Source organism: Amycolatopsis nivea (genome assembly GCF_004522235.1).
Classification (GTDB): Bacteria; Actinomycetota; Actinomycetes; order Mycobacteriales; family Pseudonocardiaceae; genus Amycolatopsis; species Amycolatopsis nivea.
The window spans coordinates 139,276-156,279 of the sequence record NZ_SDLT01000013.1 but is presented as its reverse complement, the minus strand read 5'-3'; the positions used below and the strand labels follow the sequence as shown (position 1 = coordinate 156,279).

The following is a 17,004-nucleotide window of genomic DNA, read 5'->3' as shown; positions in this document are numbered from 1 at the left end:
GGGTTTGCCGTTGTCAACGTCGGAAAGACGACGAAATCCGTTGTCGGGCACCCCGGGCGACGGGCCATCTGGACACTCAGGGCGACGATGTGCCACGCCCCCGGTTGCCCGCGGGAGGGTCGACCCGAGATGATCCCGGGATGCAGACCCAGGACCCGAACCGGCCGGTGCCGCCGGTGGTCGACGACATTTCGAAGCAGATCATCGCCCAGTTGCAAGAGGACGGACGGCGGCCGTACGCCACGATCGGCAAGGCGGTCGGGCTGTCCGAGGCGGCGGTCCGCCAGCGGGTGCAGCGGCTGTCCGATTCGGGCGTCATCCAGATCGTCGCGGTGTCGGATCCCTTGCAGGTCGGGCTTTTCCGGCAGGCGATGGTCGCGATCACCGTGGACGGACCGCTCGACCCGGTCGCCGACGCACTGGCCGAAATGGACGAGATCGACTACGTCGTGCTCTGCGCCGGCCGCTTCGACGTGCTGTGCGAGGTGCTCTGCGCCGACGACGAGGCGCTGCTCGACGTGATCTCCAACCGCATCCGGACGCTGCCCGGGGTGCGCACCGCGGAGACGCTCGTGTACCTCAAGCTGCGGAAACAGTCGTACCAGTGGGGCACGCACCGCCGGTGACGACGGAATCCGAAGGTCTGTCCCGATGAGACTGCTGAAATTAGTCGTTGTGGGTGGTAGCGACGACTGATCCGCTTGCCAAGTGACCTCGGCTCGTGCGATAACCGAGAAGTCCGGCCGGTGCGCCACGGTGCGTGCCGGCAGCTTCGAGGCCCGTTTCGAGGAGCCATGACCACGACCGCCGAACCCGCCGGGATCGCCACCGTCCAGGGCGCCGCCGCACACGACAACCTCTGGCTGCACTTCACGCGGCACAGCCAGGCCGAGCACTTCCCGGTGATCGTGCGCGGCGAGGGTGCCTACATCTGGGACGACACCGGCAAGCGTTACCTTGACGGGCTCGCCGGACTGTTCGCGGTGCAGGTCGGCCACGGTCGCGAGGAACTGGCCGAAGCCGCTGCGCGGCAAACGAAACAGCTCGCGTATTTCCCGCTGTGGGGCCACGCGCATCCGCCCGCGCTCGAACTGGCCGAACGCCTTGCCGCCGCGTCGCCGGGCGACCTCAATCGCGTGTTCTTCACCGTCAGCGGCGGCGAATCGGTGGAAACGGCGTGGAAACTCGCCAAGCAGTACTTCAAGCTGACCGGAAAACCCACCAAGCACAAGGTGATCAGCCGCGCGCTCGCGTATCACGGCACGTCGCAGGGCGCGCTGTCCATCACCGGAATCCCCGGCGCGAAGGCCGATTTCGAGCCGCTCGTGCCGAGTACGCTGCGGGTGCCGAACACCAACTTCTACCGCGCGCCCGAGCACGCCGACGATTACGAGGCTTACGGACGCTGGGCCGCCGACCAAATCGAGCAGGCGATCGAATTCGAAGGCGCGGACACGGTCGCCGCGGTATTCCTGGAACCCGTGCAAAACACCGGCGGCTGCTTTGTCCCGCCGCCCGGCTATTTCGAGCGGGTCCGCGAGATTTGCGACAAACACGACGTGCTGCTGGTGTCCGACGAGGTGATCTGCGCCTTCGGCCGGGTCGGCTACGACTTCGCCGCCAAGCGATACGGCTACCAGCCGGACATCATCACCACCGCCAAGGGCCTGACCTCCGGGTACGCCCCGCTCGGCGCGGTGCTCGCGAGCGACCGCCTGATGGAGCCGTTCGCCGGCGGCGAGGCGACCTTCATGCACGGCTCGACCTACGGCGGACACCCGGTTTCGTGCGCGGTCGCGCTGGCCAACCTCGACCTCATCGAGCGCGAGAACCTTTACGGCCACGTGCTGGACAAGGAAACCGCCTTCCGGGCGACCCTCGACCGGCTGACCGATCTGCCGATCGTCGGCGACGTGCGCGGCACCGGTTTCTTCTACGGCATCGAACTCGTCAAGGACAAAGCGACCAAGGAGACGTTCACCGCCGAGGAATCGGAACGCATTCTGCGCGGCTATCTCTCGAACGCACTGTTCGAGGGCGGTCTCTACTGCCGCGCCGACGACCGCGCCGAGCCGGTGGTCCAGCTGTCGCCGCCGCTGATCTGCGACCAGCCGCAGTTCGACGAGATGGAGCAGATCCTGCGCGAGGCGCTCACCGGAGCGTGGAAATTGCTCTGACGCCCGCTGCCGCCCGGGTTGTCCCGCTACGCTGATCTTCGTTGCCTACCAACGGGAGGAAGCGCGTGGCGCAGTGGAATGACCTGGTCGCCTACATCAGGCAGACCTACCGGGTGATCCGGGACGACCCGGGCGAAATCCGGATCCGGGTCCTGTTCGGCGACGACGCGGAGACGACGGGGCGCGCGCAGGTCGTGGTGATCGCCAGGGAGATTTTCGACCAGCGCGAGGACTGGGTGCAGATCGCCACCCCGTTCGCCCGCGTGGACGAGGTCGATCTGCACACCGTGCTCACGGAGGTAGGCCAGACGCTGGTGGTCGGCGGGCTCGTGGTGATGGGCGAGCACCTCGTGTTGCGGCATTCGCTGCCGCTGCTGAACCTCGACCTCAACGAGTTCACCGATCCGCTCGAACTCGTCGCCGGTTCGGCCGAGCTGCTGGAGCAGCAGTTCACCGGGCGTGACGACTACTGAGCGGCGGCAGCCACGAAAATGCGGGGCCCTGATCCGATCGGGGCCCCGCTTTTCGTTGGCTCAGTACGGTTGCGTGGCCGGCGGCCGCACACCGTCCATCCTGGACTGAACGCTCGGCTCGACCGCCGGGCAGTGCTTGCCGCGACCCGGGCTCGTGCCGTCGATCAGGAAGGCGTCCGCGGCGTCGATGACGCACTGGCTCTTCTTGAAGTACGCGCCATGGCCCCAGCCCTCGTAGGTGAGCAGCGGCGCACCCGACTGCTGCGACACGCGCACCGCCCAGCTGTACGGCGTGGCCGGGTCGTAACGGCTGTTCAGCATCAACAGCGGCACGCCGGCCCGGACCGACAGCGGATGCTGCGGGTTGCGCACCGGGCTCGGCCAGCCGGCGCAGCCCGTCGCCGCGCTCCAGCCCAGCGGCGAGAAGTGCAGGTCAGGCGACACCCTGGCGAGCGCGCGCCGGTAGCTGTCGAGCTGCGGGTAGCTGGTGACCGGCAGCCGCCAGTCGGAGCAGAAGATGCTGTTGAACGGGTTCGGAATGGGAATGTCGTCCTTGCCGAACGACGCCTCGGCCGGTTTCCCGTCGCGCAGGTCGACGAGGCTCTTCGCGAGCTTGTCCCAGGTGGGGCCGTAGAAGTTCTGCGAGATCAGCCCGACGAACGCCATCGGGTCGAGCCGGTCGTCCGGGGTGCCGAGCTCGCCGCGTTCGGCGCGGGCGTACAGGTCCGCCACCACCGCGCTGACGTCCTGCCCGTGCAGCGCGCACGACGTCGTCCGGTCGCACCAGTCGGCGAACTGCTCGAACAACTCTTGCGTGGCCTCGGTTTCCGTCCTCAGGAACTCCCAGGTGCTGCGGATCGAGTGGTCCATGTTGCTGTCGAGCACGAGCGCGCGCACCCGGTCCGGATACGCCTCGGCGTACTGCTGGCCCATCAGCGTGCCGTACGAAACGCCGTAGTAGGTGAGCTTTTCGTCGCCGAGCGCGGCACGGATCGCGTCCATGTCGCGCACGACGCTGCGGGTGTCCGAACGGCTGGCGAGCGGCCCGGTGATCCGGTCGCAGCTGCGCCCGAGCGCGCGGTTGTACGCGAGCAGCTGCTGGAATTCGCCGGAATCCTTCGGCAGCACCGGGTTTTTCGCGGTGAGCTCGTCGAGACCGCACTGGATCGCGGTGCTTTCCCCGACCCCGCGCGGATCGAACCCGACCGTGTCGAACTGCGCGGTGACCTTCGGCGACAGCGTCCAGCCGCTCTGCACCTCGCCCGCACCGGCACCGCCCGGCCCGCCGGGATCCATGAGCACCGAACCGATCCGGTGCGCGGGATCAGTGGCCTTGCGCCGCGCGAGCGCGAGCTGGATCGTGCCGTCGCCGGGACGGTCCCAGTCGAGCGGCACGGTGAGCTTGCCGCATTCGGCCCCTTGCCCGGTAGGACACGGTTTCCAGTCGATGGCCGCGGGAGCGGCGGTCGCCGGTGCCGCGGTGAACAACGCCGTCGCCGCGGTGACCGCGGTGATGGCGGCGGCCAGTTTCCTGCCCAGACCCAATGCCCTGCCCCTTCGGCGTGAACTGGAGACGTCGGAGCCCTCGATCTTGCCAGAAGGTGACAGGAGCCACTAGTGCGGGTTTACCGTCCTTTGTGGACGGTTCGGGTGCTGGCCAGGTGCACGGTGAAGTCGAGCGGGATCAGCCCGTCGGGCCGCGCCAGCGCCGGAGCCTGGGAGAGAAAGGCGGTTTCCAGCGCCTGGCAAGCGGGTTCGCCGAGCGGGAAGAGGTTGTAGACGGTCGAGACGAACTCCCAGACCTGATCCAGCGGACCGCTGAAGTCGATCTTCTCGGTGCGCCACTGAACGGGAGCGAACCCGGCCGGGACGAGGATGTCGTCCAGCCCGGCCTGAGTGCGGGTGCGCTTGTCGCCGAGCGGAGGCAACCGCTGCTCGGCCGGGACGTCGGCGAGGATTTCCCGCAGCAGCTTGCCGAACAGGGCGCGGGCCCCGCCTTCGGCCGCCCCGCCGCTGAGGACGAGCGAGAGCTGTCCGCCCGGCCGGAGCACGCGGGCCAGTTCCGCGGCCACCTCGTCGATGTCAGTCATCAGCATGAACGCCATGTGCGACACGCAGGAATCGAAAGAGCGGTCCGCGAACGGAAGTTGCTGTGCCAGGCCTTCCGCGACCGTTGCCGGACGCTGCCGGGCGAGGGCCAGGTCCACCCTCGACAGGTCGACTCCGATCGCCTGATGTCCCGCCGCGGCAAGGAGTTCGAGCAGGAATCCGTCGCCGCAAGCCAGGTCGAGTACGCGTCCCGGAGAAGCGAGCTCGTCCCGGAGAAGCTCGTAACTCGACCGCCCGTCGCCGCTTCGGCCGTCGCCGAACGCGCGCGACGTAACCGCCGGATGGCTTGCGTGGAAGGCACGAAAGAAGGTTTCTTGCGCGGACCTGGTCACTCTCCCAACTTACGCACCGGCGCGAAATCCCGCCCTCTGTTTGTAGAATCAGCGGATGGCGGACGTGGTGCCCGATCGGCGCGAGGCTGAGGTCTGGTGTTCCTACCAGCGCGTGCAGCGGGCGCTCGGCAGCGCGCTCGACCGGCAGCTGGAGCGCGACGCCGGGATCTCCGGAGCCGACTACGCCCTCCTCGTCCCGCTCGCGAACGAACCGGACGGCGTGCTGCGGATGCGCGAACTCGGCGCGACCGTCGAATGGGACCGCAGCCGGCTGTCGCATCACGTGAGCCGGATGTGCAAGCGCGGGCTGGTCACGCGGGAGAACTGCACCGAGGACGCGCGCGGGGCGAACGTCCGGCTCACCGAGGCCGGTCGCGCGGCGGTCGCGGCGGCCAGGGAGCAGCACGGCGAACTCGTGCGCCGGTATTTCTTCGACCAGGTCAGCGGCCCCGAGCTGGAGCTGCTCGGCCGCGTTTTCTCCCGGATGCTCACCCGGCTGGCGCAGGACTGACGGAGATCGTCAGCGCTCCGTGCGGGCGCGGTAAGCGGTGCGCCGCAGTCTTGCCGCATCGCCTACCGATCCAGGGGAGCAGAGATGACCAGCAAGACAGTTCTCGTGTCCGGCGCCAGCGTCGCGGGTCCGTCCGCCGCCTACTGGCTGCACCGTTACGGCTATTCGGTGACCGTCGTCGAGGCCGCGCCGCAGCTGCGGCCGGGCGGACAGGCCGTCGACTTCCGCGGCGAGCAGATGAAGCTCGTCGAAGCGATGGGCCTGCTCGACGACCTGCGGGAGCACGAGACCGCACTGCGCGAGCAGGTGCAGCTCGACCCGTCCGGACAGCCCGCCTTCACCCTGCCGAGCGGGTTCACCAACGGCGAGCTGGAGGTCCTGCGCGGCGACCTCGCCCGCGTCCTCTACGACCACACCAGGGACTACACCGAGTACGTCTTCGGCGACCGCGTCACCTCGCTGACCGAGACCTCCGACGGCGTCGACGTCACCTTCCGCCACGGCGCCCCGCGCCGGTTCGACCTGGTGGTCGGCGCGGACGGGATCCACTCCGGCGTGCGGACGGCCGCGTTCGGCCCGGAGGCGAAATTCCGCACCGACCTCGGCTACCACGTCGCCGGGTTCACCGCGCCCAACCACCTGCGCCTCGACCACGCGGGCCTGCTCTACAACGAACCCGGCCTCGGCGCGATCGTCACCAGCCACCGCGATCCGGAGACCGTGACTGTCGGCCTCACTTTCCGCGGCGACCCGGACGGATACGGCCGTCCCGACCTGGCCCGGCAGAAGGACATCGTCACCGAGGTCTTCGCCGGCGCCGGATGGGAACTCCCGCAGCTGCTCACCGCGGTCGCCGACGCACCTGACCTGTACTTCGACACCGTCGGCCAGATCAAGCTCGACAGCTGGTCGCGCGGCCGGGTCGTGCTGCTCGGCGACGCGGCCTGGTGCGCCGGGCCGGGCGGATCCGGCACCGGTCTCGCGATGATGGGCGCGCAGGTGCTGGCCGGTGAGCTGGCCGCGGCGGGCGGCGACCACGTGACCGCGTTCGCCCGCTACGAGCAGCGGCTGCGCAAGCCCGCCCGGGTGGGGCAGCGCAACGGAGCCGGTTCGGGCGATTTCCTGGTCCCGGCCACTGAGGAGAAGCTGCGCAAGCGCAACCGGATGTACCGCAAGCTGACCGGCCCGATCGGCCGCCGCCTCTTCGAGTACATGGGCAACCGCGCGGCGAACGCGGTCAAATACCGCGAATACCCCCAGCCCCACGCGCACGCCTTGCCTTGACGCTGACGACAACGTTTAACGTCGCAGGCATGCGCATCGGCGAACTGGCTCAGCGGACCGGGACCACCACGCGGGCCCTGCGCTTCTACGAGGCACAGGGCCTGCTCCTGGCGGCGCGCGCGGCGAACGGCTATCGGGAGTACGACGAGGACCACCTGCGGCTCGTCAAGGAAATCCAGACCCTGCGCACGGTCGGATTCAGCCTCGACGACACCCGCCCGTTCGTCGATTGCCTCCGCACCGGCCACGACGCGGGCGACGCGTGCCCGGCGTCGGTCGAGGTGTACCGGCGGAAGCTGGACGAGGTCGAGGCCTGCATGCGCGACCTCGCCGCGGTCCGGGCCGCTTTGCTCGACAAGCTCGCCGCCGCCACCGCGCATCCGGCCGACCCGTGCACTGCCGAACCCGAGGAGTCCTGATGACCACCGACGCCACCTTCGCCGCCGACGTCCTGGACCACGACCAGCCCGTCCTGGTCGATTTCACCGCCGACTGGTGCCCGCCGTGCCGGATGATCGCGCCGGTGCTCGCCGAGATCTCCGCGGAACGGCCCGGCCTCACCGTGCGCGAGCTCAACACCGACGAAAACCCCGAAACGATGCGCGCGTACCAGGTGATGGCCCTGCCGACGCTGATGCTGTTCCGCGACGGAACCCCGGTCGCGTCGTTCGTCGGGGCCCGGCCGAAGGCGAAACTGCTCGCCGAACTGGACAAGCTGCTGGGCTGAACCGGTGTCCTTCCCGGTTTGCCCGGTGCGCGGGTGACGGAGCAGGTACAAAGAGTGCACGACTTTCGGGGAGGCCGTGCCATGACCGCTTTCGTGCGCTCTTACCTGTTCCTTCGCCGCGCCATCGGGGTGCTCGGGATCCTGCTGCCGATCGTCGTGATCGTCGGGAAGGAACTGCTCGAGGGCGGCGGCCTGCTCGGTTCGCTGAGCGGCTATTACTACAGCGATCTCCGGAACGTCTTCGTCGGCACGTTGTGCGCGATCGGCGTCTTCCTGATCGCCTACCGCGGTTACGGCCGCGTCGACGACATCGCGGCCAACGTCGCCGCGATCGCCGGCATCGGCGTCGCGCTGTTCCCGACCCAGCCGGTCTCGCCGACGCCCACCGAGCACGCGATCGGCATCGCGCATCTGGTGTTCGCCGCGATCTTCTTCCTCACCCTCGCGTTCTTCTGTCTCTTCCTGTTCACGAAGGACGACGGCGCGCCGACCAAACGCAAACGTTCGCGCAATGCGATCTACCGGACGTGCGGCATCGTGATGCTCGCCTGTCTGGTGCTGATCGTGGTGAACGGCCTGTTCTTCAGCGCCGCCACCGCGGCCCTGCACCCGACCCTCTGGCTGGAGTCGCTCGCGGTGTTCGCGTTCGGTTTCGCGTGGCTGACGAAGGGCCAGACGCTGCTGGGCGACCAGCCGCAGCCGCGGCCCGCGGCTCAGGCCAGCTTGCCGTAAGCCTCCGACACCTGGGTGAGCCAGGCGACCTCGGCGGCGAACGTCTTCGCGTCGTGGTCGTCGAACGCGCCGTTGTCCTGGCTCTCCGCCGGGGCCAGGCCCGAGGTCTTCGCCTCCAGCGCCTGGCGGATCTTGCGGGCCTCGGCCATCGCCTGGTCGCTGTCCGGGGCGTCGGCGCGGTCCATGTACGGGCGCAGCGCGCGCCAGCCGTCGCGGATCTCGATCACCCGGCGATGCAGCCGGTAGTGCAGGTCCGACCAGCGCCGGTCGGTGTCTCCCTCGGCCGGCGGTTCCAGCGCGATTCCCGGCGACGATTCGTACAGCGAATGCCACAGCGGGTAGAGCGCGCGATAGGAACGGTAATTGCGCTGCCATCGGGCGACCGACGAGACGTGCTCGCCCCACGACGGCATGGTCAGCCCGAACGACACGATCACGATGCCCAGCGCGCTGAACACCGACGGGGCGACCGCCCACGCACCGAGATGCCAGCCGAGCGCCGGGCTCACGATGTTCACCGCGCGCGTGGCGCAGTAGCAGAACAGCACGACCGCGCCGACCGCGAGCGTCCGCAGCGTCCGGCGCAGCCACACGCGCGACGTGCTGCGCGCGTACGGAAGACATTGCAGGTAGATCGTCACGCACGGCACGGCCTGCGAAATGATGAACAGCAGCAGGTAGGTGAGGATCACCGGGTCGCTGCTGCCCACCGCGAAAGCGGTGCCGGGGGTGCCCGGTTTGTTGCCGATGAAGAACAGCACGGTCAGCACGACGAACAGCACCGCGCCGGAAACGATCCACGCCCGGATCCGCGTGCGGATTTCCGCCAGGGGATTGGCCCACAGCATCAGCAGGAGCTGCGCGCTGATGCAGTAGGCGACCGCGGCCAGGTGCAAGATCAAGATCGCCAGATTGGGGATCCCGAACAGCGAGCCGATGCTGAGCGAGAGGGCGCCGAGGGTGAAGGTGACGCACTGCAGGATCAGCGTCGTCATCAGCACGATGTAGGCCGGGTCGCGCCACGAACGACGCATCGAGAAAAGCTTGTACAGCAAAGCCGCGTACGAGGAGACCGCCGACAGCGAGAATAAGATGATCTTCAGAGTGTTCACTCGCGCCCCCGGAACGGCCTCAGCGCCCGGTGGGCGGAACGGTGTGCGCGGCACTCTTGGCGGAATTGTTCACGATCGGCGACCATACACCACCGCAAGTGCCGGAACTAGGGCCGGAAAACTGGTTCTGGCCTGGGCGAATTCCGGATGGATCCCGGGTGTCGGCCGCCTGCTCGAGCGCTGCCGCGGGTGATCTTCCGGTGAACGGCGGGCGACCGGGTCGTGAGCGGCCGCAACGGGGTGCGCCCGTCGCTAGGGTGTCGCCATGAGTCTCCAGGTGGTGATCGGGTACGGACCGGCGGGGGCGGCCACCGCCGCGCTGCTGGCTGAACAAGGGGAGCGGGTCCGGGTGGTCGGCCGGTCGCCCCGGGAGCCCGAACCGGGGCTGGAGCACGTCTCCCTCGACGCCGCTGACCAGGCCGCGCTCATCGAAGCGACCAAGGGCGCGACGGCGATCTACAGTTGCGCGAGCCCGCCGTATCACCGGTGGGCGGCCGATTGGCCGCCGTTGCAGGCCGCGATCTGTGCCGCGGCCGAAGCGAACGACGCGCTGCTGGTGTCGCTGGGGAATTTGTACGGTTACGGTCCGGTCGATGGTCCGCTCACCGAGAATCTGCCGCTCGCGGCCACCGGAACCAAGGGCCGGATCCGGGCATTGCTGTCCGAACAACTGCACGCATTGCACGACGAGGGCCGCATCCGCGCGGTCGAGGTGCGGGCTTCCGATTTCTTCGGCCCCGGAGTGACCGACGGCGGCCATCTCGCCGCTCGCGTGGTGCCGAACGTGCTGCGCGGGCAGAAGGTGCAGGTACTCGGCGATCCGGACGCCTCGCACAGTTGGACGTACATTTCCGATGTCGCGCGCACGCTGGTCGCGGCCGCGCGGAAAGAAAACGCGTGGGGCAAGGCCTGGCACGTGCCGACTGGTCCGCCGCGGTCCGCCCGGGTGATGGTCGCGCTGTTGTGCGAGGCGGCGGGAGTGCCTCCGGTGCCTGTGCAACGGCTTTCCCCGATGTTACTGAACGCGGCCGCGCTCGTTTCGCCGATGCTGCGCGAGCTGCGGGAGGTCCGTTACCAGTTCGACCGCCCGTTTGTCCTCGATTCCGGTGCGGCACAGGAATTTTTCGAGATCGCGCCGACGCCCGAGAAAGATCAATTCCCGGCCACTGTGCGCTGGTGGCGTGATCGGTTGGCTACCGTGAGTTGAGATGCCTGTGCATTCCTCCGCACCTTGCCCAATGCCCTTGAAAAACTGGGTAAGAACGGGCAATCTCGGTGTCGACTGGGTGGGAATCGGCACGAGGAAGTCATGCCATGGGGTCCGTAAGATCTGGGTGGGAAGAATCCGAAAATAGCCAGGACATCGCCGTTGTCGGAATGGGATGCCGTTTTCCGGGGGCGCGCAACGTCAACGAGTACTGGGATCTGCTGAGCGAGCCCAAACCGCAGTTTCGGCGGGTGCCGGATTCGCGGTGGCGGCGGGAGGCGTTCTACAACGAGGATTTCCGGGACAGCGGCGCGGTCTACTCCGACCGCATGGCGCTGCTGGAGGACGTCGGCGACTTCGACGCCGGGCACTACAAGATCCCGCCGCGGCGGGCCAAATCGCTCGATCCGCAGCACCGGCTGCTGGTCGACCTGACCCGCGAGGCGCTGCAGGACGCGGGATGGGAAGCCGAGGGCTTCGACCGCGAAGACACGTCGGTGATCATGTCGCTCAGCGACAGCGGCTACCGCGACATGAGCACACTGCACCTGCGGATGAAACAGCTGATCGGCGGCGAGTTCGGCCGGGCGGGCGATCCGGCGATGGCCGAGGCGGCGTCCGCGGTCAGCGGCCTGCACGCCACCGCGATGGCCGGGCTGCTGCTCAACATGGGTCCGAGTTCGATCAGCAACGTCTTCGACCTGCACGGAGAGAGCTACGCGCTCGATTCGGCCTGCTCCGGCGGGCTGACCGCGGTGGCGAACGCGGTGTTCGCCCTGCGCGCGGGCCGCTGCCGGATCGCCGTCGCCGGCGGCGCGCAGCTGGTACTGGCCCCGGACCTGTTCGTGGGCCTGTGCCGGATCGGCGCGATCTCGCGCGCAGGCGAATGCCGTCCGTTCGACCGCCGGGCGGACGGATTCGTGCTCGGCGAGGGGGCCGGCGTCCTGGTGCTGCGCCCGCTCGCGGACGCACGGGCGGCGGGCGACCGGGTGTACGCGGTGATCCGCGGCGTCGGGCTGTCCAACGACGGCACGGTCAAGGGCGGCATGATGCCGCAGGAGTCCGGGCAGCTGCGGGCGCTGCGGCGGGCGTACCAGGACGCGGGGGTCGACCCGGCGTCGGTCGGGTACCTGGAAGCGCACGGCACCGCGACCGCGGTCGGCGACGACGTGGAGATCAGCGCGCTGAGCGAGCTGCGCCGCGGCGCGGAGAACCCGGCGTACCTCGGGGCGGCGAAGTCGGTCGTCGGGCATTCCCTTGGCACCGCGGGAATCGCCGGTTTGATCAAGTCCATTTTGTCCGTCCACAAGGGACAGATCCTGCCGCAGCCGGATTTCGAACCGGCCGATCATCTGCCGCTGCGGGACGCCGGGCTCCAGGTGGCGGGCCAGGCCACGCCGTGGGACAGCGACGGACCGCGCCGGGCCGGGGTGAGCGCGTTCGGCTTCGGCGGCTCGAACGTGCACGTGGTCGTCGAGGAAGCGGCGCAGGAACCGCCGCCCGCCGAGACGCCGCGGCTGCTGCTGCTCACCGCACGGGACCGGGCCGGGCTCGCCAGGCACGCCCGCGAGGTGGCCGAGGCGCTCGGCAGCGAGAACCCGCCGCTGGCCGCCGTCGCGGGCACGCTGGCTCGCCGGACGCTCTTCCCGGAGCGGCTCGCGGTGGCCGCGGACGACGTCGCGGACGCGGTGTCCAAGCTCGTCGCCGCGTCGGTCGCGCTCGAATCCGGCCAAAGCGGCGAGCTCGTGCCAGGCGTGTTCGCTGGTGTGGTGTCACCGGGAGCGGAGCCGATCGAGGACGGGGTGCCGGCCGAGCTGGCTCCCCGCGCGGTCGCCGGGGCGGGCCTGCGTCCGGTGGCGGACGGCCTGCCGCGCTGCACGCTGCCGCCGAGCCCGCTCAGCCCGCGCCGGCACTGGGTGGTCGACGACGCGAAGCTCGCCAAGGCGCAGACGCTGGAGCCGCTCGGGGCTGCCGCGACGCCGGTCGAGGAGACGGAGGAGACGACGTCCGCGCGGGATGTGCTGGCGATCGTGCTCGAGGAAGTCGCGCGGACGACCGCGTTTCCGGTCAGCGAGTTGTATGCCGGGCAGTTGCTGGTGGACGATCTCGGCTTCGATTCGTTGATGCTCACCGAGTTGGAAGCGCGGCTGCGGAAGCGGTTCCCGGGGGCTCCGGTGGAGGTCGAGCAGTCGGGGTCGCTGACGGTGGGGGCGGTCGCCGGGATGCTCGCTCCGGCAACGGATTTGGTGCCTGCCGCTCCGGTTCCGGCTGCTCCGGCTCCGTCGTGGGATCCGGCCAGTGCGGCGATCGAGGAGTTCCCGGAAGCAGCGGCTATCGAGGCGCGGTTGACGGAGTTCGACGATCTCGGGGTGCCTAATCCGTACTTCCGCAAGCATCAGGGGCGGATGGACGCTACGACGTCCGTGTCCGGGCGGGAGTACCTGTCCTTCTCCAGCTACAACTACCTTGGGCTGGCCGGGCACCCTGCGGTGACTGCGGCGGTGCACGACGCGGTCGAGCGGTACGGGACTTCCGTGTCCGGCAGCCGATTGCTTGCCGGGGACCGGGATTTGTCGCGGGACCTGGAGACGGAGCTGGCCGCGTTCCTCGGGGTCGAGGACAGTCTCGTCCTGGTGAGCGGGCACGCCACGAATGTCGGGGCGATCGGTCATCTGGTCGGGCCCGGGGATTTGATCGTGCACGATTCGCTGGCGCACGACAGCATTCTGCAAGGGTGTGCGCTGTCCGGGGCTACGCGGCAACCGTTTCCGCACAACGACACAGCACGGCTGGAGGACGTGCTGCGTCGGACGCGGTCACGGTTCCGGCGGGTGCTGATTGTGGTTGAAGGCGTTTACAGCATGGACGGGGATCTTGCGGATCTGCCTGCGTTGATTGAGCTTAAGCGGCGCTATGGGGCGTTGCTGATGGTTGACGAGGCGCACAGTATCGGGACGATGGGTCCGCGCGGGGCTGGGGTTGGGGACCACTTCGCGGTGGATCGGTCCGGGGTTGATCTCTGGATGGGGACGCTGTCGAAGTCGCTCGCCGGGTGCGGAGGGTATCTGGCTGGGTCGGCTCGGACTGTGCGGTGGTTGCGGTATTCGTTGCCTGGGTTTGTTTACAGTGTGGGGATTACTCCGGCTAATGCTGCGGCTTCGCTTGCGGCGCTTCGTGTGTTGAAGGAAGAGCCGGAGAGATTGGTGCGGTTGCGGGAGAATTCCCGGTTGTTCTTGGAACTGGCTGCTGCGGCGGGGGTGCCGACTGGGGTGGCTGGGGGGACGCCGATCGTGCCTTGCGTGGTGGGGAGTTCCCGGGTCGCGTTGAGACTGGCTACGGCGTTGTTCGAAAGGGGGGTGGTGGTGGATCCGATTTTGTATCCGGCGGTGGATGAGGAGTTGGCTCGGTTGAGGTTCTTCATCACCAGTGAGCATCGGGAGGATCAGCTGCGGTATGCGGTGGGGGTTTTGGGGGCTGAGTTGGGTGGGTTGAGGTAGGCGGCTCGTCGCCTGGCGGCGACATTGCGCCCGTTGGTTGCGTGGGGCACCCCGAAGCTTGATTGTGCTGACGGGCGGTGGGTGCTTGTCAAGGCGGGAAAGATGCCTTGACAAGCCCCCACCGCCCGCAGGGAGGCTTCGTATCGGGGTGCGGGGGAGGGGCTGGGTGCCTCGATAGCGGGTGCATCGGCTGCGGTTGGGTGCCTTGATGGTTGGGTGCATCGGCTGCGAGGGTGTGGCTGGGTGCTTCGATCGTTGGGTGCACTGGCTGCGGGTGGTTCGTGGTGNGCTTCGATCGTTGGGTGCACTGGCTGCGGGTGGTTCGTGGTGGGGGCTAGCGCCCCAATGTGGCATTGGGTGCGTCAGATGCACCCAATGTGGCGTTCGGTGCGTCCCCCGCACCCAATGCCACATTGGGGCGGCATCCCGGCCGACGGCTGCGAGCCCCGGCGGGGTGGTCCGTGAAGGGCTCCTCGAGGGAATCTAAGTCCGTGAAGGGGCCCCTCACGTACTTCGGCTGGTCGTGAGGGGAACCCTGAGGGAATCATCGTCCGTGAGGGCGGCCCTCACGTACCGGTGCGCTAGAGGAGCGAGCGTTCGATGCGGTCCATCGGCTTTTCCCCTGCTTTGGGGGTTTCGGCGATGGGTTTCGACGGCGTGCCCATGCGTTCCGACAGCAGGAAGGCGATGATCTCCGCTTCCTGTTCCTGTGCGTCGTCGTAAGTGGCGCGCATCAGCATGTCCCGGACGATGTCCGGGTCCAGGTTGGGGAACAGCGAGCGGGCGCTCTCGTCGTCAAGGAGACCCGAGCCGCGATGACAGCAGATGATGTGGCCCAGCTCGTGCAAGATGATGTGCTCCTGGTGCGCCCCGGTGGTGTTGGCGTCGAAGAAGATCAGATCCTCGCCCCGTGCGGCTACCCACATGCCGCACGGGTGCGACGCTGGCATCGGCAGCGGCACGAGGGTGATCGGCCGTTCGCGGATTTCGCCCAGGCGGGCGCAGAGGGTGGCCAGGTCGTACTTCGGCGGGAGGTCGAGTTCGGCGATTCGCTGGGCGCCTTCGTCGCGCATCCGTCGCAGCTGCTCGCGCCGCTGCGGGGCTTCGGACGGGGTGCCGGTCACCGCGCCGCTTCGTCCGTGACCGGGGGCAGCCCCTGCATTTTGCGGTATTGGTCCATGATCGTGGTGATCGCCTGGAGGTTTTCCTCGCGCATGCCCGCCGCGCGCATGGCGACCGCGCGGACGCCTGCCTGGCGCATCGCCTCCACCGCGGCCAGCTCCGACAGCACCGATCCGGCCACCTCGTCGTCGAAGAAGTACGCGACGGAGACGCCGAAGAATTTCGCCAGTGCGGCCAGCAGTTCCTGAGACGGATTGGTCCGTTTGCCCGTGCGTAGCTGAGACAGGTACACCGCGCCGACCTTCAGCTCCGGCGTGGCCCGCTTCAGTTCGGCTGCCACCTCGGCGTTCGTCCAGTGCCTCCCCTGCGGGCGCACCGTGCGGAACAGGTCGTCGAGTCTGGAGGCCAGGGTGGGCCGGGCATCCGCCGGCTGAGTGTCTTCGGACATGCTGCTACGCCCCTCCAGTTGCAGCTGATTGCTCTCAGCTAAGGCGACTATCTCAGATTAGCTCACAGTTGACAATCGCCGGAGGGCTCCACAAGACTGTGCCTCAACGAGATAGCTGGTGGCTAACTCGCCACACAAACCGGGCAAGAGCGGCAGGCGTAGTACCGGCCCGGGGCGACGCTGGGGGTGTCGCCCCGCTCGGTCCGCCGAGGCCGGGTCCGGAGGCAGCAGACGTGTCAGCGAACTGCCTCCGGGCCCGGCGCACTACGCCGCTGGTCGGACCGCGGAGCGCGCCAGCGCCGGGGGATGTGCGGAACTTCGGGAGCCGGTAGATGGCAGCGGCGGGCGCCGGACTGACGGATCACGCCTGTCCAGCAGCCGACTGCGCTGAGGCCGGAGGTGTTCCGGTGCGGAACCTCCGGCAAGCACCATGGCTGGCAGAGCTGTCAGCGAACCGCTTCCGGACCGGCGAACTGCGCCCATTCGTCAGCCCACCGCGCCGCGCGCCGGTGGTCGAGCACTCGCCGCGCGATCCAGAACGCGCCGCCCAGCACGCCGACCGCGCACAGCCAGCAGAAGGCCGCGACGAGCACGCCGTTGGTGACCGCGTCCGCGTGCGTCAGCGGGGCGGTGGTCTGCTTGCCGCTGTCGTCCAGCCAGATGTCGGTGGTCGAGCCCTCGGTCGCGGAGGCGGCGGGCACCGTGATGACGCCGGTCCGCTGCACGCCGTGCGGGGGCTTCCAGACCGCGTTCACGCGCGCGGTGTTCGCGATCGGCGCGCTGTCGCCGACTGAGGCGGCCGGCTGCGCGGCCGTCGTCAGCACCGTGGCGGTGACCTGGTGCCGCGACTGCAGCTGCGCGTCCGACGCGGCGGTCTCCGCGGCGATGTCCTCGCTGCCGATCATCATCGCGAAGGGAATCGCGATGAGCGCCAGCAGCGTGACGATCCCGGCGAGTACGCCTTCGATCCGGTCCGACCGTCGCACGAGCGGGTTGCGCACGGCGCCGAGCCGTCGGAGCAATCGTTTACCAGGGTGTGGTGGTCTGCCTGCCCGAGTCCTGTTCCGCATGCCTCTCATGGTCCTCTTTCGCGCGCGCGAGCGCTGTGTCCCGCACAACGTTTTTCATGTTTTTCCTGGGGATCCGGTGTGTTTTCGCTTACCTCCGGGCCCGGGGACTACCCGTGTGGGTGACGACGAGCGGAGGTTGCGCCTTGTGGGGGCAGGGTTTCGCGGGGCGCGACGAGTGGTCCAGGCCAATGTCTGGCGGCTCC

16 protein-coding genes are annotated in these 17,004 nt (G+C 68.7%); 10 read left to right on the top strand and 6 right to left on the bottom strand.

Annotated features, from left to right (window positions below; genetic code table 11):
• The first annotated feature begins 140 nt into the window (after positions 1 to 140).
• The 3 genes from EIZ44_RS17895 (at position 141) to EIZ44_RS17885 (ending at position 2,650) form a co-directional block, all read left to right on the top strand.
• The gene (locus EIZ44_RS17895; protein WP_134667429.1) at positions 141 to 626 is read left to right on the top strand and encodes an Lrp/AsnC family transcriptional regulator; all 486 of its coding nucleotides are present in this window, start codon (positions 141 to 143) and stop codon (positions 624 to 626) included.
• 168 nt (positions 627 to 794) lie between these two features.
• Positions 795 to 2,177, top strand: coding sequence for an aspartate aminotransferase family protein (locus EIZ44_RS17890; protein WP_134729840.1), 1,383 nt, complete (start codon positions 795 to 797; stop codon positions 2,175 to 2,177).
• A gap of 65 nt (positions 2,178 to 2,242) precedes the next feature.
• Positions 2,243 to 2,650, top strand: coding sequence for a hypothetical protein (locus EIZ44_RS17885; protein ID WP_037815122.1), 408 nt, complete (start codon positions 2,243 to 2,245; stop codon positions 2,648 to 2,650).
• Between the two features lie 60 nt (positions 2,651 to 2,710).
• On the opposite strand, the gene EIZ44_RS17880 is transcribed toward EIZ44_RS17885, so the two are convergent.
• Positions 2,711 to 4,195 (bottom strand): alpha/beta hydrolase, encoded by a 1,485-nt coding sequence (locus EIZ44_RS17880; protein WP_134729838.1) that lies wholly within the window; start codon positions 4,193 to 4,195, stop codon positions 2,711 to 2,713.
• Between the two features lie 80 nt (positions 4,196 to 4,275).
• Positions 4,276 to 5,091, bottom strand: a complete 816-nt coding sequence (locus EIZ44_RS17875; protein WP_043835011.1) for a class I SAM-dependent methyltransferase — start codon at positions 5,089 to 5,091, stop codon at positions 4,276 to 4,278.
• Positions 5,092 to 5,146: 55 nt separating this feature from the next.
• On the opposite strand from EIZ44_RS17875, the gene EIZ44_RS17870 reads away from it, so the two are divergent.
• From EIZ44_RS17870 to EIZ44_RS17850, 5 genes are all read left to right on the top strand, one after another.
• Positions 5,147 to 5,602 (top strand): MarR family winged helix-turn-helix transcriptional regulator, encoded by a 456-nt coding sequence (locus EIZ44_RS17870; protein ID WP_037815113.1) that lies wholly within the window; start codon positions 5,147 to 5,149, stop codon positions 5,600 to 5,602.
• Positions 5,603 to 5,686: 84 nt separating this feature from the next.
• The gene (locus EIZ44_RS17865) at positions 5,687 to 6,886 is read left to right on the top strand and encodes an FAD-dependent monooxygenase (protein ID WP_134729836.1); all 1,200 of its coding nucleotides are present in this window, start codon (positions 5,687 to 5,689) and stop codon (positions 6,884 to 6,886) included.
• A gap of 29 nt (positions 6,887 to 6,915) precedes the next feature.
• Entirely contained in the window at positions 6,916 to 7,305 is a 390-nt protein-coding gene (locus tag EIZ44_RS17860; protein ID WP_043835005.1) for a MerR family transcriptional regulator, read from the top strand.
• Positions 7,305 to 7,613: a thioredoxin gene (trxA, locus tag EIZ44_RS17855; protein WP_043835003.1), complete on the top strand. Its 309-nt coding sequence runs from the start codon at positions 7,305 to 7,307 to the stop codon at positions 7,611 to 7,613. The genes EIZ44_RS17860 and trxA overlap by 1 nt, the downstream gene beginning before the upstream one ends.
• 81 nt (positions 7,614 to 7,694) lie before the next feature.
• Positions 7,695 to 8,345: a hypothetical protein gene (locus EIZ44_RS17850; RefSeq protein ID WP_037815101.1), complete on the top strand. Its 651-nt coding sequence runs from the start codon at positions 7,695 to 7,697 to the stop codon at positions 8,343 to 8,345.
• On the opposite strand, the gene EIZ44_RS17845 is transcribed toward EIZ44_RS17850, so the two are convergent.
• Entirely contained in the window at positions 8,327 to 9,457 is a 1,131-nt protein-coding gene (locus tag EIZ44_RS17845) for an MAB_1171c family putative transporter (protein ID WP_134729834.1), read from the bottom strand. The genes EIZ44_RS17850 and EIZ44_RS17845 overlap by 19 nt on opposite strands.
• A gap of 265 nt (positions 9,458 to 9,722) precedes the next feature.
• Here EIZ44_RS17845 and EIZ44_RS17840 point away from each other — a divergent pair, with 265 nt between their 5' ends.
• Positions 9,723 to 10,664, top strand: coding sequence for an NAD-dependent epimerase/dehydratase family protein (locus tag EIZ44_RS17840; RefSeq protein ID WP_134729832.1), 942 nt, complete (start codon positions 9,723 to 9,725; stop codon positions 10,662 to 10,664).
• Between the two features lie 107 nt (positions 10,665 to 10,771).
• The gene (locus EIZ44_RS17835) at positions 10,772 to 14,161 is read left to right on the top strand and encodes an aminotransferase class I/II-fold pyridoxal phosphate-dependent enzyme (RefSeq protein ID WP_134729830.1); all 3,390 of its coding nucleotides are present in this window, start codon (positions 10,772 to 10,774) and stop codon (positions 14,159 to 14,161) included.
• A gap of 581 nt (positions 14,162 to 14,742) precedes the next feature.
• Here the strand turns inward: EIZ44_RS17835 and EIZ44_RS17830 are convergent.
• The 3 genes from EIZ44_RS17830 to EIZ44_RS17820 all read right to left on the bottom strand — a co-directional run bounded on the left by EIZ44_RS17830 (position 14,743) and on the right by EIZ44_RS17820 (position 16,732).
• Positions 14,743 to 15,285 (bottom strand): toxin, encoded by a 543-nt coding sequence (locus EIZ44_RS17830; RefSeq protein ID WP_037810612.1) that lies wholly within the window; start codon positions 15,283 to 15,285, stop codon positions 14,743 to 14,745.
• Complete coding sequence (locus EIZ44_RS17825) at positions 15,282 to 15,731, bottom strand: helix-turn-helix domain-containing protein (RefSeq protein WP_043828603.1); 450 nt, start codon at positions 15,729 to 15,731, stop codon at positions 15,282 to 15,284. Before EIZ44_RS17825 ends, EIZ44_RS17830 begins: the two co-directional genes overlap by 4 nt.
• A 446-nt stretch (positions 15,732 to 16,177) precedes the next feature.
• On the bottom strand, positions 16,178 to 16,732 hold the full coding sequence (locus tag EIZ44_RS17820; RefSeq protein ID WP_235146610.1) for an Rv1733c family protein: 555 nt from the start codon (positions 16,730 to 16,732) through the stop codon (positions 16,178 to 16,180).
• Positions 16,733 to 17,004: the final 272 nt, after the last annotated feature.